Consider the following 21,546-nt stretch of genomic DNA (forward strand, 5'->3'; position numbering starts at 1 on the left):
TGGTCGGAGGGTGTGGCCCGCAGCCCGTGCCCGACCGGGATGTCCTCAGGCGCAGGGGTCGATACCGGGCTGCCCGGGGCGTTCGATGCCTTCCTCTTCCAGGATCTCCTCGAACAGGGTGGGCTATGGACGCCATCAGTCCGTCGGCGCAGGCGTTCAGGACCTGGCGGTAGGTCTCCTCGTCGTCGGGCGCGGTACCGCTGAACCAGACGTGCACGGCGTATCCGTCGCTCTGGGCCCTCTGGGTGAACCACCGGGTCGCCAAAGGGATGCCCTCGTAGCGGACCGGGATGTGCAGCGCGACGGTGTGGTCGGGCGGCTGGATACCGAGGAACAGGTACTGGGCCACCCCCGTCACGCCCGGGGCGGTGCCGATCTGCGGTGCGTGATCGTGGAAGTCCCGGACCACGGCGTCGTTGAAGGACGCGACGATCACGTCGGTGCGTCCTTCCTCGTTGAGGAACTCGGCGAGGTACCGGCCCGTGCGCAGGTAGGAGTCGATGTCGTCGTCGGGGCCCTTGATCTCGATGATCATCGGAGTCTCGGGGAAGGCCTCGAAGGTCTCGGCGACCGTGGGGACCCGGAAGTCCTCGGGCTCGTAGCCGGGCACCTCCACGTCGCCGTACCGTGCGCCGCGCAGCGGATACTCGTCCTCCGGCAGGTCGGGGACGGCGCTGCGGCCGGGGACGAACCAGTGCGCCGCGTCCAGCTCCTGGACCTCGTCGAGGATCATGTCCTCGACCTTGCCGGTGCCGTCGGTCGTGCGGTCGACGGTCGAGTCGTGGATGACCACGAGTTCGCCGTCGGCGGTGGAGTGCACGTCGAGTTCGATGAGGTCCGCGCCGATGTCGGTGGCCCGCTTGTAGGCGTAGAGCGTGTTCAGGGGTGCCTCGGTCCCGCCTCCGGCGTGCGCGATGTTCAGCACCCGCTTCTCCAGCCAGGGCTGGTCCGCGGCGGCCGCACGGATACCGGTCTCGCCGTTGGCCGCACCGGGAACGAGGAGGACAAGAATCGTGGCCAGGATCAGTGGTCTGCGCATGGGGGGCTCCTACGCTCGGTCCGAAAGCGTTGGGGGACGGGAAGCCTTGGGGATCGGAAGCCTTGTCGCCGGAGAAGCGGCGTTCAGGTGAACGGCGGGGGGGAACCGGAGGGCGGGGAATGCCCGGACGGGTACGGGGGCGGGTCGTCGCTAGAAGGCTAATCCACCGGTTTCCCGCCCAAGGAGAACCGACCATCCGATGAAAGGACTTGTCCTACGGGTACAGCTGCCACGAGGCACGGCCCCGAACAGCGCCAACTCATCTGTGACAGGGTTGGCCGCCCCCCATACCGGTAAGGCACGGTAGACACTGGGGACAGCCATGAAGTATTCCGCCGACGACTCCTTGTGAGGCACCGATATGGGCATTGATCCGAAAGCGCGCAGCCGTACCGTCACCGACGGGATCGAGGCCGCACCCAGCCGCGGCATGCTCCGCGCCCTTGGGATGGGCGACGGGGACTGGGACAAGCCGATCATCGGTATCGCCAGCTCGTGGAACGAGATCACCCCCTGCAACCTCTCCCTGGACCGGCTCGCACGGGCCGCCAAGGGCGGTGTGCACGCCGGTCGCGGCTACCCCTTGGAGTTCGGCACGATCTCCGTCTCCGACGGCATCTCCATGGGCCACGAGGGCATGCACTTCTCCCTGGTCTCGCGCGAGGTGATCGCCGACTCCGTCGAGACGGTCATGCAGGCGGAGCGGCTGGACGGGTCGGTTCTGCTGGCGGGCTGCGACAAGTCCCTGCCCGGCATGCTCATGGCCGCCGCGCGCCTGGACCTGGCCTCCGTGTTCATGTACGCGGGCACCATCGCGCCCGGGTGGGTGAAGCTCTCGGACGGCACCGAGAAGGACGTGACGCTCATCGACGCCTTCGAAGGGGTCGGGGCCTGCAAGGCCGGGCGGATGAGCACCGGTGACCTCGACCGGATCGAACGCGCCATCTGTCCCGGTGAGGGCGCCTGCGGCGGCATGTTCACAGCGAACACCATGGCGGCGATCGCCGAGGCGATGGGGATGAGCCTGCCCGGTTCGACCTCTCCCCCGTCCGCGGACCGGCGCCGCGACCACTTCGCGCACCTGTCCGGCGAGGCCGTGGTCGCCATGCTCGAACAGGGGATCTCCGCGCGCGACATCATGACCAGGGAGGCGTTCGAGAACGCCATCACCGTCGTCATGGCGCTCGGCGGCTCCACCAATGCCGTGCTGCACCTTCTGGCGATCGCCCACGAGGCCAAGGTCGACCTCGAGCTCGACGACTTCAACCGCATCTGCGACCGGGTCCCCCACATCGGCGACCTCAAGCCGTTCGGCAAGTACGTCATGAACGACGTCGACCGGGTCGGCGGCATCCCCGTCCTGATGAAGCTGCTCCTCGACGAAGGGCTCCTGCACGGTGACGCCCTCACCGTCACGGGCAGGACCGTCGCGGAGAACCTCCGGGAGCTCGCGCCGGACCCGATCGACGGGACCGTCCTGCACCGGCTCGACGACCCCCTCCACCCCACCGGCGGCATCACCGTCCTGCGCGGATCGCTCGCACCGGAGGGCGCGGTCGTCAAGACCGCCGGGTTCGACACCGCGGTCTTCTCGGGCCCCGCGCGCGTGTTCGAGCGGGAGCAGGCGGCGATGGACGCCCTCAGCAGCGGTGAGATCCAGAAGGGGGACGTCGTGGTGATCCGCTACGAGGGCCCCAAGGGCGGCCCCGGCATGCGGGAGATGCTGGCCATCACCGCCGCGATCAAGGGCGCGGGCCTGGGCCGCGACGTCCTCCTCCTGACCGACGGGCGCTTCTCCGGCGGTACGACCGGGCTGTGTGTCGGCCACATCGCCCCGGAGGCGGTGCAGGGCGGGCCCATCGCGTTCATCCGCGAGGGGGACGGCATCAGCGTCGACATCGCCGAGCGCGCCATCACCCTCCACGTGGACGAGGAGGAGCTGGAAGCGCGCCGGAAGGAGTGGCAGCCGCTGCCCAACCGGTTCCCGGAAGGTGTGCTCGGCAAGTACGCGAAGCTCGTCCGCTCCGCGTCCACCGGCGCCATCACGTACTGAGCCGTTTCGGGCCCGTACTGGTCGTGGTCGGCGTGGACAGCTGTCTGTTCGTGGTCGGCAAGGACGGCTATACTGAATCACATTGAGGAGTATTGATTCACAGGGAGTTGGACATGACTGATGTCGGCGCGCGGATTGAGCGCGCCCGCGAAGCGGCGGGCCTCAGCCAGCGTTCCCTCGCGGACGCCACAGGTATGTCTCAGTCCAGCCTGTCCCGGATCATCTCCGGAGTACGGGTACCGAAGATGCCCGAACTGTTGGCGATCGGGTGGGAGACCGGGCATACCGTCGCTCAGCTCACGGGTACCGGTGTGTCGGCCGAGCGCGCACAGTTCGCGGCCCGTGCCTCCAACGGCTCGGACATGGCGGACATGCGCCAAGCACTGCTGGACTTCCTGGAACTGGACGAATACCTGGACGACCAGGCCATCCCCGCCACGATCTGAAACGAGCCAGAGTCACTGTGAGCGCTGAATCAGCAGGGCGCACCTCGGCCGAGCGCTTCCGGCAGGAGCAGCGCCTGGGCGTGCAACCGTTGGGTGACCTCGTGGCGATCATCGAGCAGGCCGCAGGTATCGATGTGGCCGTGCTCGACGCCGGTCAGGACCAGCACGGCATGACGATGCGAGACCCGGAGCGCGGCTCGGTCTTCGTCGCCGTCGCGCGCACCGAGCATCCGATGCGGCAGCGCAGCACCCTGGCCCATGAACTCGGCCATGTCCTCTTCGGGGACTGGACGGACAGCGGAACCACTGGGCGGAACGGGCGATCCCACGCGGAGGTCCGTGCTGATGCCTTCGCCCGGCATCTGCTCGTTCCGGTTCAAGGTCTGCATGCGTTTCTCGAAGAAGGGGACTCCGTTGGTCAGCCCGAGCTGTCAGCGGTGGTCCAACGATTCCTGGCCTCACCCAAGATCGCCTCGATCGCGTTGCACCAGGCGGGATACATCGACCTGCCAACCAAACAGGAGTGGATGGCACTGTCCACACCGGAACTGGCGACCCGTTTCGGGTGGAGCGACCAGTATCTCGCCCTGCGAGCCGACTCCACCCGGCGGCGGGCACCGCAACAACTGCTCGCCCGCGCGATCAGGGGCTATTCCGAGGGTGTGCTGTCCGTCCAGGCCATCGCCACACTTCGCGGATTGACGCGGGACGAGGCAGAGCAGGAGCTGAGAGAGGCGAGCGTGGTACCGGCGGACCCGTCGGCGACCTGGACTGATCCTGCCGCGCTGCCGGAACCGGAGGTGGACCTCTCGGCTCTGGACGAGGTTCTCGATACCCCAGACGACGAAGACACGGCGGACCCCACCGACACGACGGCGAGCGCTAACGGATGAGTCACCGGCCGATCATCGATGCCGGCCCCGGCCTGAACTTCCTCACGATCCATCTAGAGCGTCTGCTGATCCGTGTTCTGGGCAAGCTCAGCGCCCCGGAGACCGTGGAGACCGAGGTACTCCGCAAGTCCCGGAGCGATGAACGCTTCCACGCCGCTGCGAAGGTCTGGCGGAAGCTGACCCCCAACTGGATGCAGGTCCTCCGCGACGACCACACCCCCGAACTCGCCGCAGTCGTCCAACGCATCACCCGCCAGCCCATGGGCGAACGACGGAAGCGTCCGAAGGACTTGGGCGAGACGATGGTCATCGCGCACGCGGTCGTGGCAGCCGAGGCGGGCGCGGCGGTGACCGTGCTTATCGATGACGGAGGTGGAGCACAGATCGCCACCTCGGAGACCAGGCGTCTCGAACGACTCCGGGACGGCGGGCGGCCCGTGGGCTCCATCAGCCTGGTCGGCACCGTCGCAGTTCTGAGGAGCGCGGTAGACAGGGGGCACATCGCAGGCCGGGCGGACCTGCGCCACATCTACAAGCGGCTGCGCGAACTGGATGACGGATTGCCGCCGCTCGAGGCGACCGGCCTTCTGTCCACCATGGACTCCTGAGCTGACCCGGTCCCATCACGTACTGAGCCGGGCGGCACAGCTCGGCCCCGCCCGTCACACCAGGCTGGGTGTGACGGAGCAGGAGACGCCGGGTGCCCAGAGGACCGAGACGGGGCTCTCCTTGAGCGGCCGCACCCCGGCAGCGGCGAGCAGGTCCCCGTCGTAGTGCACCAGGCTCCCGGCGTGCAGCGGCCAGGGCCGGTGGCTGATGCGGATCCACCACGTGCGGCCGAGTTGCCGGGTGTGCAGGCCCCAGCGCGCGGTGAGGAAGTGCTCGAACGCGCTGGGCCGGGCCAGGGGCTCCCCGACCCGCACCGCCCAGGACCCCGCGGCGGCCCCGGGGAGGCGGCGCCGCACCGCCCCCGCGCGAACGCCTCGGGGGCCTTCGCGCAGGGACACGTCGGACCACACGTACGGCAGTCCGGACACCGCTCGGGCCGCCGCGACCACGTGCGCGGAGTCGGTGTCCATCGTCAGGAAGACCACGCCTCGCCGCCCGTGTTCGTCGACCGAGTACAGGCGCACGTTCACCTCGCCGAACGCACCGGTGGGCACGGTACCCAGAACGAGGGTGCCCGGCACCTGGAAGGCGACCAGGCCCGCGTAGGTCACCCCGTCGAACGTGTCCGGCCGGGTGCCTTCGGGCAGCAGCGGAGCCACGGCGGCGGGGTCCACGGCCCAGTGCACGAACGCGACGTCCACCCACGCCTGTCGCAGGAGGGCGGGGCCCGGCATGGGCGGGGGCCGTCCGGACAGGAGGTCCCAGCGGCCCCGGGAGGGAACCCCCGCAGCGCGGTCGTCGGAGGGCGGTCGGGACGAGAGGGTTTCGTGTGGGCGTGGTGCCATGCCGCCATTCTGCCCGCCGGGAGGCGTGCGGGTCAGGGACGCGGTGGTTCCCGGCGGTCCCGGGCCCGGCGGTCCTCCGCTTCCTGGCGTTCGAGGTGCTCGCGGAACCAGTCGAGGGCGAAGCGCTGGGAGGCGATGCCGTAGTCGAGCGTCGCGAACTGGTGCAGGGCCACGTCCTGGTACCCCTCGGGGATGTCCTGGCCTTCGAGGCGTGCGCTGAGGTCGGTGAGCTGGGCCAGCTCCCCTTCGATGCGCTCGGTGATGCGGCGCAGCACCGGGGCCCGCTCGTCCGGCTCCAGCAGGCCGAGGAAGTGGAGCCGGGACAGCGCTGAGACCTCGGTGTCCGGTCCGGTCATCTCCCCCGTCATCCACGCGCGGAACTCCTCGCGTCCCGCCTCGGTGACCCGGTACACCTTCCGCCCCCTGGCCCCCGCGTCGACGCTGGCGACCTCGATGAACCCCTGCTTCTGCAGGGTGTCCAGCGCGCGCTTGATGCTGCCGGAGCTGGCGCTGTAGAAGAGCGAGACCCCGGCCTCGAAAGCTTTGATGAGGTCGTAGAGGCTCTGCTTGGAGATGAGGAGCAGTCCGAGAATCACGTGGGCCATGGGCCGAGTGTAGGGCCTTGACTCTCATAGACATGTCTATTAGACATATTAGGGAGACAGTATTCCGCTCCCCAGCCATCGGAGGACCCGATGAAGCCCGCGAACCACACGTCCACCCCGGCCGCCGCACGCGGCGCCGACCGCGTCCGGAAGGGGCTCGAACGGGCCGTACGCCGCCGCGGCGACATGCCCGCGCCCCAAGTCCTCGTCCAGGCGCCCGGATTCGAATTCACCTTCGGTGACCAGGAGAAGCCCTACCACGCCGCCAGCATCGGCAAGTCCATGACGGCCGCGCTCGTCACCATGCTCGTCGAGGAGGGCCGCTTCGACTTCGACACCCCGATCGGGGAGCTACTGCCCGCGGCCGACCTCACCGGCCTGCCCGCGGTTCCCGGGGTGGACACCACCACCGACGTGACCGTCGAACACCTGCTGGCGCACACCAGCGGACTGCCCGACTTCTTCGAACCGCCCCACGGCGGTGAGACCGCTTGCTCGATCAGGACGCTCGCCACCAACCGCGACCGTCTGTGGCTGCCCTCGGAGCTCCTCGACGAGGCCCGTCGGCTGCGCGCGGTCGGGCGCCCGGGCGAGCTCTTCCACTACTCGGACACCGGCTACCTCCTCCTGGGCCGGATCGCCGAGGAAGCCCTCGGCGACCGTTTCGCCGCCCTCCTGCGCGAGCGCGTCCTCGAACCCAGCGGCATGACGCGCAGTTCCATGCCCTACGACCCGGGAGAAGCCCCCGACGACCTCGCCGAGCTCGACATCGCGCCGTTCTGGATCAACGGCGCCGAGTTCAGCCGCGCCCGCAGCCTGAGCCTGGCCTACGGCGGCGGGAACATCGTCACCGTCCCCGGGGACCTCGTGCGCTTCCAGCGTGCCCTGCACGGCGGACAGCTCATCTCCAAGGGCGGCCTCGAACACCTCACCCGGCCCAGGCGCCGTTTCCGCCGCGGCATCCGTTACGGGGCGGGCTACATGACCCTGCGCTTCGGCGAGTTCGCACCCCCGCTGATGCGGGGGCTGCCCCAGCCGGTCGGAGGCATCGGCTTCTTCGCCACCCAGATGTTCCACTACCCGGAGCAGGACGCCCACGTGGTGCTCAACTTCCACTCCAACCGCGAGATGAACCGGAGCTTTATGACCCACTTGGGCCTGGTCCGGCTGCTGTCGAAGCTGGACCGGGTCTGAGCCCGCTCTCAGGGTGTGTACGTCACGTGCCCTCCGGGCTCACTGCTCCGTCGCGGTTACCGCGTAGCCGGGAACGGAGGGCCACCGGACCGTCAGCACCACCGAGTCCTCTTCCGCGACCCAGGAGTGGTCCACGCCGCGCCCCCACACGATGTAGTCGCCCTGCTGTTCCAGGAGGACGGAACGGCCGGGGAGCTCGACCCGGAAGCGGCCGCTGATGAGCACCAGGAGGGCGGTGCGCTGCTCCCCGCTCACCCACTGCGCCCGCTCGTCGCCGCTCTGGTGCACGCCCCACTTGATCTCTACGGCTTCACTGTGCCGGGGGTCGTCGGCCTCCTTGAAGTGCCCGAGGAGCCACCCCCGGTCCAGCACCGCGTCCTTGCCCGCATTGCCCACATACACGTTGTCGTCCACAGTGACGGACGCTAACAGCCCTGCGTCCGCACCGGAGCCCGGATCCGCCCTCCGCTGCCGTTGCCGCTCGGCTTCCCGCCAGGCTGGGAATGGCCGTGGTTGTGACTATTTCTTCGGTGTTCTCCTTCGGAAACGGCACGGACATCCTCAGATCCGACCATTATCTGCCGAATAACCGGTTCAGCCGGGATTCGAGATCGTATGGCCAGGTAAACACCCCGACAGGAGAAGTTCCACTGCGGCGTGCGCGCGCTCCTCGGCGCCGAGGGGCGGACTCTCCGGGCCCCCTCCCCCCTTTTTTCAGGTCGCCGCGGTGACCTGTGATTCGTTCGCCTGGAACTGCCTTTGGGCGCGACACCCCCCCTTGACCACGTTTGTGAAACGTTGCAATGTAGGTAACTGTCATTGCGAATGTTAGCGCTAACACATACTGCCGACGGTCGGAATCCACCGGAAACAGCGGCGTCACACGGGCGTCGCGGGCAACAGTGAAGGAAGAATTCGTGACGTTTCGAACAACGGCCGCGGCCTTGACCGCGGCGGCTGTGACCACGGTGGCGCTCGTCGCGGCGTTCACGCATACGCAGGAGCGGGGCGGCCCTGAGGAGGGAGAGCTGGCATCGGGGGTCGCAGACCCGCAGGAGCAAGGAGGTTCCTGGAGCGAACTGCCCGATCCTCCGCAGTTCACCGACGCCACCGTGCACGACCCCTCGATCGTGGCCGCGGAAGACGAGTACTGGGTCTTCGGATCGCACCTGGCCGCCGCGAAGACCGAGGACTTCATCGGCTGGGAGCAGACCGCCGATCTGGTGACCCCCGAGAACCCGCTCTTCGACGACGTCACCGAAGAGCTCTCCGAGGCGCTGGAGTGGGCGGAGAGCACCACGCTCTGGGCCCCCGATGTCATCCAGCTCTCCGACGGCCGCTACTACATGTACTACAACGCCTGCGAAGGTGAATCTCCGCGTTCGGCGATGGGTGTGGCCGTGGCCGACGAGGTGGACGGCCCCTACGAGGACCTCGGCATCTTCCTGCGCTCCGGGCACCGCGAGGGTGAGGGCCCCAGCGAGGACGGCACCCCCTACGACCCCCTCGTCCACCCGAACGTGATCGACCCCGACCTCTTCTACGCCGACGGAACCCTGTGGATGGTCTACGGCTCCTATTCCGGCGGCCTGTTCATCCTGGAGATGGACGAGGAGACCGGCATGCCGCTGGCCGACCAGGGCTACGGCACCCACCTCATGGGCGGGAACCACAGCCGGATCGAGGCCCCCAACATCCTGCACCACCCCGACACCGGCTACTACTACCTGTTCACGACCTTCGGCGGCCTGGACGCCGACGGCGGCTACAACATGCGGGTCGCGCGGGCCGAAGCGCCGGAGGGGCCCTACTTCGATGCCGAGGGCAACGACATGCAGGAGGTCAAGACCGACCCCTCCCTTCCGATCTTCGACGATGAGACCATCGAGCCGTACGGCACGAAGCTGATGGGCAACTTCCTGTTCCAGCGTGAGGCGGGCGACCCGGGCGAGGGGATCGGCTACGGGTACGTATCCCCGGGACACAACACATCCCACCTGGACCCCGACACCGGACGCATGCAGCTGATCTTCCACAGCCGCTTCCCGGACCAGGGCGAGGCGCACGAGGTCCGGTCCCACGAGATGTACATGAACGCCGACGGTTGGCCGGTCGTCGCCCCCTACCGGTTCGCCGGGGCCGAAGCGGGACAGGTCCACCAGGCGGACGTGGTCGGCGAGTACCGGTTCATCGACCACGGCAAGGCGATCTCGGCCGACATCAACGAGGCCGTCACCGTTGAGCTGCACGACGACGGCCGGATCACGGGTGACGTCGAGGGCGAATGGCAGCTCGACGGGCAGAACCGTGCCGACCTGACCGTCGACGGCGAGGCCTACAGCGGTGTCTTCACCCCCCAGTGGGACCCGACCTCGGAATCATGGGTGCTGACCTTCAGTGTCCTGGCCGAGGCGGGTGTGTCTTTGTGGGGAAGCAAGGTCGAGCCCCTCGTCTAGCGGCGTTCGACCTGCTTACCGGTTCTTGAGGCCGCCCGTATTACCCGTGTGGTCCTTCTGCGCGAGCCGTTCTTTGGCGGCACCGTCTCCATGTCGGTGGAGACGGTGCCGCCACAGGTGTGGGGCGAGGAGAGTACACGCTTCTTGAGCAGTGCGGTCACGACGAGCGGGTTGGTGCGCGGCATGGACAGCGCGCGCACCACCGGTGAGAGCTGGCGTTCCCCGACCTCGGTGCGGGCAGCCCTCCTCCCCCGCCCCTCGACCCGTGACGTAAAACGATTCATCGATCTCTGCACTGGCGTGCAAAGGGGGGCCATCCGACTCCGCGACGGAATACTCGTTCACGCTCCAGGAGTCCTCTCGTCCGCCTGTCGGATCTGGCGCTGCGCGAAGTAGGAAGCCCCCAAGGCGACCAGCGCCAGCACGGCGGCCAGGAGGCTGACGTACCGGCTGCCGAGGAGCTCGATCCCGGCGGCGCCGATGAGGCCGGACATCGCGATCGCCAGGTACAGCACGCTCTGGTTCAACGAGATCACGATCGGGATGGCATCGGGCCGCACGCCGATCAGCCGGTGCTGCTGCGGGGTGGTGATCGCGAAGGCGCCCACCACGTAGAACCCGACGACCACGAGCGCGGCGCCGAAGTGCGCGGTGGCCAGGGGCACCGCGACCAGGCCCACGGTGAGCCACACGAGCGCGACGGCGACCACGCGGGACCCGCCGAGGCGGTCGGTGAGGACCCCGGCGGCGAGGTTGCCCACCGCACCGGCGATGCCGCCGACGAGCATCAGCACCGCCAGGGCCACACCGCTGCCGCCGGTGGTCGGAGCGTAGATGACACCGATATAGGTGTAGGGAACGAACACCGCTGTGAAGGCCACCAGTGTCGTGACCAGGAGGAGTACGACGCGGCGGTCGCCCAGCGGGCGCAGCCGGTTTCGGAGTCCGCCCGCTGAGGGGACCTGCAGGCGCTGGGGCACGAACGCCCAGACACCGGCGAGGCCGATGACCGCCAGGGCGGCCGCGAACCACAGGGTCGCCCGCCAGTCCAGCAGGCCTCCCAAGGCCGTGCCGACCGGGGCGCCGAGGGCCACCGCGGCGGTGAAGCCGGTCACCACCAGGGCGATCGCCCGGCCTTGCAGCCGCGGTGGGACCAGGGCGGCCGCGGTGACGGAGGCGTTCGGGATGAACAGCCCGACACCGGCCGCGGCGATGACCTGGGCGGCGATGATCTGGCCGTAGGAACCGGCCAGTGCGGTACCGACCGCCCCGACCAGGTAGATGACCGTGGCCGTCAGCAGGACCGTGCGACGGCGCCACGCCGCGGTGAGCGCGGTCAGCACCGGCGCGCTCACCGCGCACGTCAGCGCGAACACCGTCACGATCTGCCCCGCACTGGCCACGGAGATCCCGAACGCTTCGACGAGCATCGGCAACAGGCCGGCCAGGACGAATTCGCCGGTACCGACGGCGAACACCCCCAGAGCCAGGACCGCTACCCGGCCCATGCCCGAGCTGGAAGCCTGCTCGCTTGCCTGAGCCTGCGTCGGTTGCGCCATGCGCTCTGCCCTCCCGTGTGCGGAGCGCGTCGGCACATCTGCCCGCGCTGCTAAAATGGTAACGATCGGTTCCGTTTGAACGGTACTGATCGGTTCCATTTAGGTCAAGGGAAGCGTCCCGAAGGAGTCGAACGGTGCCCACCAACGCTCGTCAGCGGCTACTCGACGCCGCCGAAAAGCTCTTCTACAACGAAGGAATCCATGCCGTGGGCCTGGAGCGCCTGCTCACCGAATCCGGGGTCGGGCGCGCATCCTTCTACCGCCACTTCGCCAGCAAGGACGACCTGGTCGTGAGCATGCTGCGGAACTACGACGAGGCCTACCGGACGTGGCTGGCGGAACGGACCGCAGCCCTCGGCGGAACCCCGCTCGCGGCCTTCGACGCGCTCATCGAATACGCCGAGACCTCCGACTTCCGCGGCTGCGCCTTCATCAACGCCATCGCCGAAGTCGCCGAACCGGACAGCCAGATCCGCACCATGACCAGCCAGCACAAGGAAGCGGTCGCCGAGTACCTGCGCACGCTCCTCGTCGACGCCGGATACCCCGACGACACCGACCTGGCCCGGCAACTCCTGCTCCTGATGGACGGCGCCGCGGTCACCGAGCTCTATGAACGGTCCGATCGGGCCGCCAAGCAGGCCAAGGCCATGGCCCGCGCGATCCTGGCGCAGGACACACCAAGTGGCGCGTGACCTTCCCAGCGCGCTGTCCAGGTGGATCGCCGCCACGCGCAGAGGTAGGCCGTGTCAGCCGAGACCGCGATCTACGGCGACGGACAGGTGGTGGGCGGCGGCGGTGCGGTAGCGGGTGTAGGCCTCCCGGTAGCGGTGCAGGTCGGTACCGGCGGCACCGCTCACCGGCTTCGGGGTCCCGGCCAGCACAGAAATGCGCTGCGGGTCGTCGTCCACGGCCAGCAGCCCCAGCAGCGCCGCCCCTCGCGGCGAGCCGCCGTCGGGCACCAGGAGCACCGGGGCGTCGACCACGCTCGCGAACGCCTCGCGCCACAGCGCCGACCGGGTGACGCCCCCGACCAGCCTGATCTCCTCGGCTCGGCCGTCGCCGTCAACGACCGCACGAACGGCATCCGCGCAGCCGAAGGCCACCCCCTCCACCACGGCCCGCACCAGTGCACCCCGGTCGTGGACATCGCGCTGGCCGACGAACGCACCGAGGGCCGCGTCGTCCTTCCTGGGCACGGTCGCGCCGTACATGAAGGGAAGGTACGACAGGCCGTCAGCGCCAGCCGGTGCAGCGGCGGCGACCGCTCCGATGTCCTCTCCCTCGCCGAGCAGTGCCCGTTCGGCCCAGCGGAGGCTGGCACCCGCGGCGTACAGCGACGCCATCGCCAGGAACCGCGCCTCGCCGTAGGCCGCGCCGAACAGGAACCCGCCGCCCGGGTCGGTCCCGTCCGTCAGCCGCATCACCTGCGCCGCGGTGCCGACGTTGAGCGAGACCTGGCCCCGGTGCGTCACCCCGGAGCCGAGGACGGCGGCAGACACGTCGCCGGCCCCCGTTGCCACCGGGGTGCCCTCAGGCAGCCCGGTGGTGCGGGCAGCCGGGGCGGTGACGGTTCCGGCGATGTCATGGGGCGCGCGTACCCGAGGGGCGAGATCCGCCGTTGCTCCGGCGGACCGCCAGAGTTCCGGGCTCCACCCGCCTTCGTGGACGTCGTACAGCAGGGTGCCGACGGCGTCGGTGGTGTCGGTCGCCCCGTCACCGGTGAGCTGGAAGCGGAGGTAGTCCTTGGCCAGTACCAGGCGGGCAGCTCGGGCGAGCCGTCCGGGGTCGGTGCGGGCCAGCCACGCCAGCTTGGGGGCGGTGAAGGCGTCCACCGGCCCGTTTCCGGCCAGGTCCCGGAAGCGCGGGTCGGCGGCCAGGCGGGCGGTGTCCGCGCCGATACGCCGGTCGGCCCAGGTCATGGCGGGTCCGACCGGCGCCCCTTGGTCGTCGACCAGCAGCAGGGAATGCATCTGTCCGGAGAGCCCGACGGCGGTGACGCGGTGTGCGCCGAGGCGGGACGTGACCGTGCGGACGGCCTCCCGGGCCGCCGCCCACCACGCCCGCGGTTCCTGCTCGTGAGCCCCGGGCTGCGGGTGCAGGGTCGGGTACTCCCCGGCGGCGTCGGCCACCACCCGGCCGGTCTCCGTGTCCAGGGCGATGACCTTGACGCCGGTGGTGCCCAGGTCGATGCCCAGGGTTGCCTCGGCCACGGCCTAACCCCGGCCGCGTTCGCGCTGGGTGGTGAAGCCGTACTCGCGCAGGAAGTCCAGGGATTCCTCGGCGACGCGGTCGAAATCCGCCAGGCCCACCCCGGCCGGTTCGCCGACACCGATGTCGCCGCCCACCTGCCAGCCCTCCCACTCCACGCTCACGTATCCGTCGAAGGAGATCTCGGCCAAGGCCTCCAGGGTCTCCCCGAAGTCCACCAGCCCGCCGCCGAACCAGATGTGGTTGGTGTTGGCGATGGTGGGGAGGCCGACCTCGTCCTTGATCTGGACGATGTCGATGTAGGGCGCCAGCCGCCTGACCGCCGTCGGCACGCTCATGAACGGCTTGACGGCGACGTAGAACGCGCCGGTGTCCATGGTCATGCGCAGATTGGCGGCACCGATCTCGTCGAACATCCGCTCGACCGACTCGACCTTGTTCAGGATCGTGCCCTGCAGCAGCTCGATGCTGACGTTGAGGTCCAGCGCGGCGGCGTAGTCGGCCACCTCGGTGATGGCCTCCTTTGCCTGGCGCCACGCCTCCTTGCGGCTCATGAGCACGTTCAGCGGCGGGTCGTAGAAACCGTCGCCGAGCAGCGTGCAGGCGGACTCGGCCCCCAGGGCCTTCTTGAAGCTCTCGATCCCCCGCTCGCGGTCGTACTCCCGGGGGCTGACGAACGTGGTGTGGTGGGCGACGTAGCCGACCTCGATACCGGCGGCGTCGGCGGCGGCCTTGGTGTCCCGGAGCCGTTGGTCGTACTCCGAACCCGGGCCGTTCATCAGGTGGCCCAGGATGAAGTCGACCCCGTCGTAGCCGTATTCGGCCACCCGGGTCGCCGTCCAGGCTGAGGGCTTGTCCCCCCAGGAGTTCCATGCGGGGCCCGCCGCCTCCAGCCGGCCCCAGGGCATGTTCGGCCAGACCTCGAAGTTGATCTTCAAGTTCGCTCCCTCCCTTGCGGGTCCTCTGGTCCCGCGGGTTCGTCCTGGGGCAGTGCTGGGGGTGTACCGGGGATGGGCCGGGGCCTCCCCGGGCCGGGGCCGTACCTGGTCCGTACCCGCGTAGGTCAGATGTGCGGCACGCGGGGCCCCATCTCGGCGATGATCCGGGCGTTGTGCTCGGCGGCGTCCGGCATCCCGGCGCTCAGGAAGACCCGCGGGGTTCCGCCTTGCTCCGCCTCCTTCTCCGCGGCCGCCACGATCATGGCGTTCAGGAGGGCGAGGCCGACCACGCTGCTTCCCGGACCGGCGAGCGGCAGGTCCTCCCGGACGGACACCAGTGCGTCACCGGGCGGGCAGTGGTTGTCCAGGACGATGTCCGCCACCTCGTGCAGCTTGGGCCCGGTCTGGGTGCTGGCCGTGGCGTAGGCGCGGGAGGTGATGGCTATGACCGGGAGCCCCCGGTCCCGGGCCGTCTGTGCGACCTCCACGGGCAGGGCGTTGGCGCCGGAGTTGGAGACCACCAGCATGGCGTCGGTGTCCGGGTTGATCTCGTAACCGGCCAGCACGTTCGCCGCGTGTCCGGATTCGCGTTCCAGCACGGTGCCGCGCTCGGCGCTGACGTGCAGCATGTAGTCCGGTTTGAGCACCGGGCAGATGCGGGCGCTGCCGCCGGCGCGGAAGAAGCCCTCCTCGGCGAACACGTGGGAGTGCCCGCTGCCGAAGACGTACAGGATCCCGTCGGCGGCGAAGCGCTCGGCGAGCAGGGCCGCCGCCTCGGCGATGTGTCCCTGTTCGGCGTCGAGCGCCTCGGCGAGGAGCTGCTGCACCTGCTGGGTGTACTGGGCGGCGGCGCGGCCGAGCGCCGTGGTGCTGTGGTCTGGGCTCATGCTTTGTTCGCTCCGGTGATGAGTCCGCCGACGAAGTACCGGCCGGCGAAGATGAACAGGATCAGGGTGGGCAGGATGGTGAAGACCGTTCCGGCCATGACCAGGCCCCAGTCGATGGTGTACTGCCCCACGATGGCGCTGAGCCCGATCGGCAGCGTCTGCAGGCGGTCGTCCAGGATGAACTGGGTGGCGTACACGAACTCCGTCCAGGAGAAGACGAAGGAGTACACCACCGCGGTGGCGATGCCCGGTGCCATCAGCGGCAGCACGATCTGGAACATGGTGCGTACCGGACCGGCGCCGTCGATGGCCGCCGCCTCGTCGATTTCCTTGGGTACGGACATGATGAAGCCGCGCAGGAGCCAGGTGCAGAACGGCGCGGTGAAGGCCACGTTCACCAGGACCAGCCCCGCCAGGCTGTTGATCAGCCCGATGTCGGTGAGGATGCCGTACAGGGGCACGATGAGCAGGGTGCCGGGGATCATGAAGGCCACCAGGATGAGCCCGGCGATCTTGCCCGACCCGGGGACCTTGAGGCGGTAGAGGCCGTAGGCCGCGCACACGGCGAGGACGACGGTCAGCGCGGTCGTGCCGAGCGCGACCAGGAGGCTGTTGGTCAGGTAGGTGGTGTACGGGGTGGTCTCCAGCAGGCGGGAGAAGTTGGCCAGCGTCCAGGTCTGCGGCCACAGGGTGGGTGTGGGCTGGATGATCTCCTGCGGTGTCTTGAACGCCGAGACGATCACCCAGTAGATCGGCCCGAGGGCGATCAGCGTGATGAGCACCATCGTCAGCCCGGCCGGCACCCGGCGCAGGCGGCTCGACCACTTCACGGAGACTCCTTGGGACGAAGGAATCGGACGAACAGCGCCGCGGCGATGCCCAGCACGAGGACGGTCAGCACGCTGGCGGCCGCGGCTTGGCTGCTGCGGAACGCGTCGAAGGCCGTCTCGTACACGTACATGGGCATGGTGGTGGTGGCGCCGGCCGGTCCGCCTCCGGTGGTGAGCAGGATGGTGTCCAGGACGTTGAAGGACCACAGGGAGCCCACCAGCCCGAGCGCGAACAGCACCGGTTGGAGGATCGGGAAGGTCACCGCCCAGAACGTCTGCCAGGCGTTCGCGCCGTCCACCTTCGCCGCTTCGAGTACGGACACCGGGACGGTGGCCAGGGCGCCGTAGATGACCACGGCGGCGAGCGGGAACCAGTGCCAGCTGTTCACCAGGATGACGGTGATCAGGGCGATGCCCGGGTCGGAGAAGGGTGACCCCAGATCGATGCCGACGGCCGCGAAGGCGTGGGTAATGACGCCGTAGTTGCTGTTGAGCATCCACTGCCAGATCACCGCGACCGCCACCGTGGGGATCACCCAGGGCAGCACCACCCACACCCGCGCGGTGCGGGCCCACCAGCCCTGCCGTTGCAGCAGTAGCGCGGTGCCGAAGGCCAGAACGGTCTGCACCGCCAGGTTGAGCACCAGCCAGAGCCCCGAGCGGGCCAGTGCGTCCCAGAACACCGGGTCCTGGAGGATGATCAGGTAGGTGTCGAACCCGACGACCTCCGAGGGCGAACCGATCACCCGCTCGTCGCGCAGGCTGGTCAGGACCGCCTGGACCAGGGGGAAGGCCAGCACCAGGGCCATGACGGTGAGGATGGGCGCCAGCAGCAGGTATCCGAAGAGGTCGTGCTTGATCCCGGCGCGGCGCCGACGCGGAGCGGCGTTCGTGCTCCGTGTCGGCGCCGCGGTGCTGGCCCGGGTGCCGCCGTGCCGTGCTCCGCGGTTCTGCGCGCTGCCGCCCCGTACGCCGCGGTTTTGCGCACTGCCGTCCCGTACGCCGCCCCCGTGCGCACCGCTGTCCTGTGCGCCCACGGTCAGTCCGCTGCCTGCATCTGCTCTTGGGCCGCGGAGACGGCCTCAGCCGGGGGCACGTCGTTGACGTACGTCTCCTGCACGGCGCGGGCGATGAAGTTCTGGCTGGCGATCTCGCCCACGTCATCGATGTACTGGCCGTCCACGAATCCGAACAGCTCCCCGGACTCGGACTGCTCGAGCATCAGGTCGACGCACTCCTCGTAGGTGCTGATGGTCTCGTGCTCGCGCCAGTCCGACTCGTCGGCGCCGTTCTCCGTGAGCGGCAGGTAGAGGCCGGGCTCGGCGTTGAGCAGGTCTCCGTAGTTCTCGGTGTCGAGCAGCCACTCCAGGAAGTCGTTGGTGTCCTCCGCGCGGTCCTCGGACTCGCTGAGCACCATGGCTCCGTTGGAGTAGTAGACGCTGCCCGGCTGTCCGCCGGACTCGGGTGTCGGGATCGGTGCGCAGCCCAGATCGCTGGGCTCGAGTCCGGTCTCCTCCTCGAAGGGGGTCAGGTACTGCCCCTTCTCGATGTTGATCGCCGCGCTTCCGCTGTTGAAAGCCGCTTGCGGCTCACCCCAGGCGTAGCTCCCGGAGTCGGCCGGGGAGTACTGGAGGAGCTCGTCGTACAGCTCGAAGGTGTCGACGGTCGCGGGGGTGTCGAAGGCGATCTCGCCTTCTTCGGTGAAGATGTCCGCGGCCCCGTTGGTGACCATGAGGCTGTAGACCACCTGGTCGGTGGCCTGGTTCTGTCCGGCGGGCAGGGCGATCCCGCTGTGCTCGTCGGTGTCGAGGGTTTCCGCGGCCTCGAGGAGGTCCTCCCAGGTCTGCGGTGCTTCCAGGCCGGCCTCGTCGAACATGTCGCCGCGGTACCACAGCACCTGGACCATGCCGAAGAGCGGCACCGCCCAGTACTCCTCCTCGTCGCGGTAGGGGTTGGTGGCCGCGTCGATGAACCCGTGCTCGGCCTCCATGCCCTCCACGACGTCGGTGACCGGGCTGCCCACGCCGAGCTGGCGGACGTAGGTGGCCAGGTCGGGGGTGACGAACAGGGCGTCGGGCTGGCTGCCCGCGGAGGCGGCCGCCGCGATGGTCGCGTAGATCTCGTCCCACTCCTGCACCTCGAAGCGCACCGGCGTTTCCGGGTCGCCGCTGTTGTACTCCTCGGCCAGGCTGTTGAGTGCTTCGACCCGGTTGGGCGGGGTCTCCATGTGCCAGATGACGAGCTCGCCGTCGGCGTCGTCCCCGTCCGCGCCGCACGCGGACAGCACCAGGGCGGAGGCGGCCATGACCGCCGTGAACCCCATTGCTCTAGATCGCATTGCTGCACCTCTCTGCGCCGACGCCGCCAGGAGGTATCCGGCTTCCGTGAGCGTCAAGCCGCATAAGTGGGTGATGAAGCTAACACATGCGCTCTAGAGGAATATAGAGTCCGCTTCGTAATAGTGATATTCCGAGTACTGACGACACGGTGGAGAGGTGCCGATGAACCAACCCAAGTACCTCGAGATCCTGGCGGTCCTCCGTGAGCGCTGCTCGTCCCTGGCGGTGGGGTTCCGGCTGCCCGCCGAGCGCGCCCTGGCCGAGGAGTTCGGCGTCAGCGTGATGACGGTCCGGCGGTCCCTGGCCGCCCTGCAGGACGAGGGCTGGGTCCGCCGCGCGCCGGGGAGCGGTACCTACGTCGGCCGTCCCACCGTGACCATGGGGCCCACCCTGACCTCCTTCACGGAGGACATGCGCCGCCGCGGGATACGGCCGTCATCGACGGTGCTGCGCTTCGAGCCCGTCACCCCGGACCTGGAGACGGTCACCAACCTGTCGCTCCGCCCCGGTGAAGGGGCGCTGCTCCTGGAGCGGTTGCGGTACGCCGACGGTGAGCCGATGTGCCACGAGATGGGCCTGTACCCGGCACGTTTCAGCGATGCGCTAGCCGACGCCGACCTCACGGGTTCGGTGCACGAAGCCCTGTCCGAGGTGGCGGCGGTGCCGGACTCCACCTTCCGGAGGGTCCGGGCGCTGGTGCTACCGCCCGTCGAGTGCGAACTCCTCGGCCTTCCCCTGGACTCACCGGGCCTGGAGATCGTGGACACCTTCTACGACGCCACCGGGCGCCCCATCCAGCACGTGCGGTCGCGCTACCGGTTCGACCGGTACGAAGTGCTCACCTGCATCACCCGGATCAGCGGAAACCAGCCCGAACCGGGCCGCCCCGCGGTCTGACGCCCCGGGTGAGCGCGGGGCAGCCCCGCACCCGAGGAGTTCGCGGGGCCTGGCCTGGGCTCACCTCTTCACCCGCCCGTGCTCGGGCCGGAGGCGGGTGTCGTGGCGGACATCGAGACCTGACTTTCGGTGGGGGACGCGGGGGTACCGCGCGGGTTAGTTTCCGGGGTATGCGTCTCTCCCGTGTCCCGCGCGGCCACCTGGCCCTGGTCGCCGTGCTCGTGCTCCTGGTCCTGGCCCTGCGCTGGCCCCTGCTGCTCATGGCGGTACCCGTTCCCGCCCTGCTCACCGGGCGCCTCGGCGGTGATCCGCGGGTGGCTGGCCTCGCCTACTCCGTGCTCGCCCTGCTCGGCGCGGGGTTCCTGGTCCTGGGCGGTTACCCCGTGGGCATGTGGGTGACCGGCGGATCGCTGACGGTGTTCGCGGTCCTGTTGCCGTGGTTGCTGGGGCTGTACCTGCGCAGCACCTCCGCGCTGGAGCAGGAGGGCTGGGAACGGGCCCGGACCCTGGAGCGGGAGGCGTTGCTCGTGGCCGAGCGGGCCCGGATGCGGGAGCGCTCGCGGATCGCCCAGGACATGCACGACGCCGTGGGGCACGAACTGAGTCTGCTTGCCCTGGGTGCGGGTGCGCTGGAGACCGCCCCGGACCTGGCCGGGGAACGCAGAACCCAGGCGCGGCAGCTGCGGGAGGTGGCCGGTCGCGCCGCCGACCGGCTCATGGAGGCGGTGGGGGTCCTGCGCGCCGACACCGGATCGGCCCCGCTGGACCCGGCGGGTGACAGCGTCGCTGAGCTGGTCCGGCGCTCGAGGGAGGCGGGCATGGACGTGTCACTGGAACGGGAGGGCGGGTTCCTGGAGCAGGACGGCGGAGACGGCGAGCTCCCCCTGGTCGCGGACCGGGCGCTGTACCGCGTGGTCCAGGAGGCCCTGACCAACGCCGCCAAGCACGCCCCGGGGTCGGCACCGCGCGTACTGCTGAGCGGATCACCGGACCAGGTGTCCGTGCGGGTGGCCAACGGTTCGGCGAGCGGGAGCCGTGCCTCCGCGAGGGCGGAGCGGACCGATCGGAAGCCGGGGTCCGGTAGCGGCCTGGTGGGCCTGCGTGAGCGGGTGCGCCTGGTCGGGGGCGAGCTGACGGCGGGCGCGGAAGGGGATGTCTGGGTCGTCTCTGCGCGTATCCCGGTGCACGGCCCCGCCCCGCGTTCGCGCACCGGGGCTCCGCCCGGGGAACCAGCCTCGGAAACGGCGGAGGAACGGGCACAAGCACCGGTAACAGAGGACATGCCGGACGGCGCCCGGGACCGGTCCGGGCACCGGCGGGCGCGGCGGCGGGCGCTGTGGGCGATCGGTGTGGTCGTGGGTGTTCCCATCCTGGTCGCGTTGGCGGGTTACATGCTGGTCGTCGCGCTCACCGCGCATCAGGCGGCGACCGCCACGCTCGACCCGGAGGTGTTCGACGGCTTGGCCCCGGGGCAGGATCGGGCGGAGGTGGAAGCCCTGCTCCCCGAGGAAGACCTGTACGGGGGTCTGTTCGAGGCACGGGGCCGGCCGACGGATCCGGAGGGACTGGAGTGCTCCTACTACCGGTCCGACGCCGACGTTTTCGCCGGAGGGTTGTGAGCTTTTCGGGGTTCCCTCAGCAACCATCTAATCCCGTCAGCAAAGATCACTACGGCCGCAGGCCACCAGCACACAGCTAAACATGCGGATCGATTCCCCTTGGGAAAAGAATCAGGGGGAGTTCGC

The 21,546-nt window shown here is 69.4% G+C and carries 19 protein-coding genes and 1 pseudogene; 9 read left to right on the plus strand and 11 right to left on the minus strand.

All coding sequences use genetic code 11. From position 1 onward, the window contains the following. Positions 1-223 precede the first annotated feature (223 nt). A pseudogene (locus tag ACYVDG_RS13290) lies at positions 224-1,039 on the minus strand (glycerophosphodiester phosphodiesterase family protein); the annotation flags it as partial. Positions 1,040-1,400: 361 nt separating this feature from the next. On the opposite strand from ACYVDG_RS13290, the gene ilvD reads away from it, so the two are divergent. From ilvD to ACYVDG_RS13310, 4 genes are all read left to right on the plus strand, one after another. Next, entirely contained in the window at positions 1,401-3,092 is a 1,692-nt protein-coding gene (gene ilvD, locus ACYVDG_RS13295) for a dihydroxy-acid dehydratase (RefSeq protein WP_460750681.1), read from the plus strand. 113 nt (positions 3,093-3,205) lie between these two features. Further along, positions 3,206-3,538, plus strand: a complete 333-nt coding sequence (locus tag ACYVDG_RS13300; protein ID WP_460750685.1) for a helix-turn-helix domain-containing protein — start codon at positions 3,206-3,208, stop codon at positions 3,536-3,538. Positions 3,539-3,639: 101 nt separating this feature from the next. Beyond that, complete coding sequence (locus tag ACYVDG_RS13305; RefSeq protein WP_460750689.1) at positions 3,640-4,431, plus strand: ImmA/IrrE family metallo-endopeptidase; 792 nt, start codon at positions 3,640-3,642, stop codon at positions 4,429-4,431. Next, positions 4,428-5,039: a PIN domain-containing protein gene (locus ACYVDG_RS13310; protein ID WP_460750693.1), complete on the plus strand. Its 612-nt coding sequence runs from the start codon at positions 4,428-4,430 to the stop codon at positions 5,037-5,039. The genes ACYVDG_RS13305 and ACYVDG_RS13310 overlap by 4 nt, the downstream gene beginning before the upstream one ends. A gap of 54 nt (positions 5,040-5,093) precedes the next feature. Here the strand turns inward: ACYVDG_RS13310 and ACYVDG_RS13315 are convergent, their stop codons facing one another. Together ACYVDG_RS13315 and ACYVDG_RS13320 are read right to left on the minus strand one after the other, a co-directional pair. Next, complete coding sequence (locus ACYVDG_RS13315) at positions 5,094-5,774, minus strand: YqjF family protein (RefSeq protein WP_460750960.1); 681 nt, start codon at positions 5,772-5,774, stop codon at positions 5,094-5,096. A 143-nt stretch (positions 5,775-5,917) separates the two neighbouring features. After that, a complete protein-coding gene (locus ACYVDG_RS13320) occupies positions 5,918-6,490 on the minus strand; it encodes a PadR family transcriptional regulator (RefSeq protein WP_460750698.1) in 573 nt (190 codons plus the stop codon). A gap of 90 nt (positions 6,491-6,580) precedes the next feature. Between ACYVDG_RS13320 and ACYVDG_RS13325 the strand changes: the two genes are divergently transcribed. Next, on the plus strand, positions 6,581-7,684 hold the full coding sequence (locus ACYVDG_RS13325) for a serine hydrolase domain-containing protein (RefSeq protein ID WP_460750701.1): 1,104 nt from the start codon (positions 6,581-6,583) through the stop codon (positions 7,682-7,684). Positions 7,685-7,723: 39 nt separating this feature from the next. Here the strand turns inward: ACYVDG_RS13325 and ACYVDG_RS13330 are convergent, their stop codons facing one another. Beyond that, positions 7,724-8,098: a cupin domain-containing protein gene (locus ACYVDG_RS13330; protein WP_460750704.1), complete on the minus strand. Its 375-nt coding sequence runs from the start codon at positions 8,096-8,098 to the stop codon at positions 7,724-7,726. 503 nt (positions 8,099-8,601) lie between these two features. Between ACYVDG_RS13330 and ACYVDG_RS13335 the strand changes: the two genes are divergently transcribed. After that, the gene (locus ACYVDG_RS13335; protein ID WP_460750708.1) at positions 8,602-10,140 is read left to right on the plus strand and encodes a glycoside hydrolase family 43 protein; all 1,539 of its coding nucleotides are present in this window, start codon (positions 8,602-8,604) and stop codon (positions 10,138-10,140) included. 341 nt (positions 10,141-10,481) lie between these two features. Here ACYVDG_RS13335 and ACYVDG_RS13340 read toward each other — a convergent pair whose 3' ends face one another. Further along, complete coding sequence (locus ACYVDG_RS13340; RefSeq protein ID WP_460750711.1) at positions 10,482-11,699, minus strand: MFS transporter; 1,218 nt, start codon at positions 11,697-11,699, stop codon at positions 10,482-10,484. A gap of 134 nt (positions 11,700-11,833) precedes the next feature. On the opposite strand from ACYVDG_RS13340, the gene ACYVDG_RS13345 reads away from it, so the two are divergent. Then, positions 11,834-12,394, plus strand: coding sequence for a TetR/AcrR family transcriptional regulator (locus ACYVDG_RS13345; protein ID WP_460750714.1), 561 nt, complete (start codon positions 11,834-11,836; stop codon positions 12,392-12,394). A 54-nt stretch (positions 12,395-12,448) separates the two neighbouring features. Here ACYVDG_RS13345 and ACYVDG_RS13350 read toward each other — a convergent pair whose 3' ends face one another. The 6 genes from ACYVDG_RS13350 to ACYVDG_RS13375 all read right to left on the minus strand — a co-directional run bounded on the left by ACYVDG_RS13350 (position 12,449) and on the right by ACYVDG_RS13375 (position 18,903). After that, positions 12,449-13,912, minus strand: coding sequence for a xylulokinase (locus ACYVDG_RS13350; RefSeq protein ID WP_460750717.1), 1,464 nt, complete (start codon positions 13,910-13,912; stop codon positions 12,449-12,451). A 3-nt stretch (positions 13,913-13,915) separates the two neighbouring features. Further along, positions 13,916-14,848, minus strand: coding sequence for a sugar phosphate isomerase/epimerase family protein (locus ACYVDG_RS13355; RefSeq protein ID WP_460750722.1), 933 nt, complete (start codon positions 14,846-14,848; stop codon positions 13,916-13,918). A 125-nt stretch (positions 14,849-14,973) separates the two neighbouring features. Continuing rightward, a complete protein-coding gene (locus ACYVDG_RS13360) occupies positions 14,974-15,735 on the minus strand; it encodes a sugar isomerase domain-containing protein (protein ID WP_460750727.1) in 762 nt (253 codons plus the stop codon). Continuing rightward, positions 15,732-16,565: a carbohydrate ABC transporter permease gene (locus tag ACYVDG_RS13365; RefSeq protein WP_460750730.1), complete on the minus strand. Its 834-nt coding sequence runs from the start codon at positions 16,563-16,565 to the stop codon at positions 15,732-15,734. Before ACYVDG_RS13365 ends, ACYVDG_RS13360 begins: the two co-directional genes overlap by 4 nt. Then, complete coding sequence (locus ACYVDG_RS13370; RefSeq protein ID WP_460750733.1) at positions 16,562-17,602, minus strand: carbohydrate ABC transporter permease; 1,041 nt, start codon at positions 17,600-17,602, stop codon at positions 16,562-16,564. Before ACYVDG_RS13370 ends, ACYVDG_RS13365 begins: the two co-directional genes overlap by 4 nt. 2 nt (positions 17,603-17,604) lie before the next feature. Next, positions 17,605-18,903 (minus strand): ABC transporter substrate-binding protein, encoded by a 1,299-nt coding sequence (locus ACYVDG_RS13375; RefSeq protein WP_460750736.1) that lies wholly within the window; start codon positions 18,901-18,903, stop codon positions 17,605-17,607. A 163-nt stretch (positions 18,904-19,066) separates the two neighbouring features. Between ACYVDG_RS13375 and ACYVDG_RS13380 the strand changes: the two genes are divergently transcribed. After that, positions 19,067-19,801, plus strand: a complete 735-nt coding sequence (locus ACYVDG_RS13380; RefSeq protein ID WP_460750742.1) for a GntR family transcriptional regulator — start codon at positions 19,067-19,069, stop codon at positions 19,799-19,801. Positions 19,802-19,971: 170 nt separating this feature from the next. Next, a complete protein-coding gene (locus tag ACYVDG_RS13385) occupies positions 19,972-21,420 on the plus strand; it encodes a sensor histidine kinase (RefSeq protein ID WP_460750745.1) in 1,449 nt (482 codons plus the stop codon). Positions 21,421-21,546: the final 126 nt, after the last annotated feature.

It is taken from the genome of Nocardiopsis oceani (assembly GCF_054777395.1).

Excerpts from the sequence above, each read along its gene's own strand:
- ilvD (WP_460750681.1), top strand. The coding sequence starts at position 1,401 with ATGGGCATTGATCCGAAAGCGCGCAGCCGTACCGTCACCGACGGGATC.
- ACYVDG_RS13300 (WP_460750685.1), top strand. The coding sequence starts at position 3,206 with ATGACTGATGTCGGCGCGCGGATTGAGCGCGCCCGCGAAGCGGCGGGC.
- ACYVDG_RS13310 (WP_460750693.1), top strand. The coding sequence starts at position 4,428 with ATGAGTCACCGGCCGATCATCGATGCCGGCCCCGGCCTGAACTTCCTC.
- ACYVDG_RS13315 (WP_460750960.1), bottom strand. The coding sequence starts at position 5,774 with ATGCCGGGCCCCGCCCTCCTGCGACAGGCGTGGGTGGACGTCGCGTTC.
- ACYVDG_RS13320 (WP_460750698.1), bottom strand. The coding sequence starts at position 6,490 with ATGGCCCACGTGATTCTCGGACTGCTCCTCATCTCCAAGCAGAGCCTC.
- ACYVDG_RS13325 (WP_460750701.1), top strand. The coding sequence starts at position 6,581 with ATGAAGCCCGCGAACCACACGTCCACCCCGGCCGCCGCACGCGGCGCC.
- ACYVDG_RS13340 (WP_460750711.1), bottom strand. The coding sequence starts at position 11,699 with ATGGCGCAACCGACGCAGGCTCAGGCAAGCGAGCAGGCTTCCAGCTCG.
- ACYVDG_RS13360 (WP_460750727.1), bottom strand. The coding sequence starts at position 15,735 with ATGAGCCCAGACCACAGCACCACGGCGCTCGGCCGCGCCGCCGCCCAG.
- ACYVDG_RS13375 (WP_460750736.1), bottom strand. The coding sequence starts at position 18,903 with ATGCGATCTAGAGCAATGGGGTTCACGGCGGTCATGGCCGCCTCCGCC.
- ACYVDG_RS13380 (WP_460750742.1), top strand. The coding sequence starts at position 19,067 with ATGAACCAACCCAAGTACCTCGAGATCCTGGCGGTCCTCCGTGAGCGC.
- ACYVDG_RS13385 (WP_460750745.1), top strand. The coding sequence starts at position 19,972 with ATGCGTCTCTCCCGTGTCCCGCGCGGCCACCTGGCCCTGGTCGCCGTG.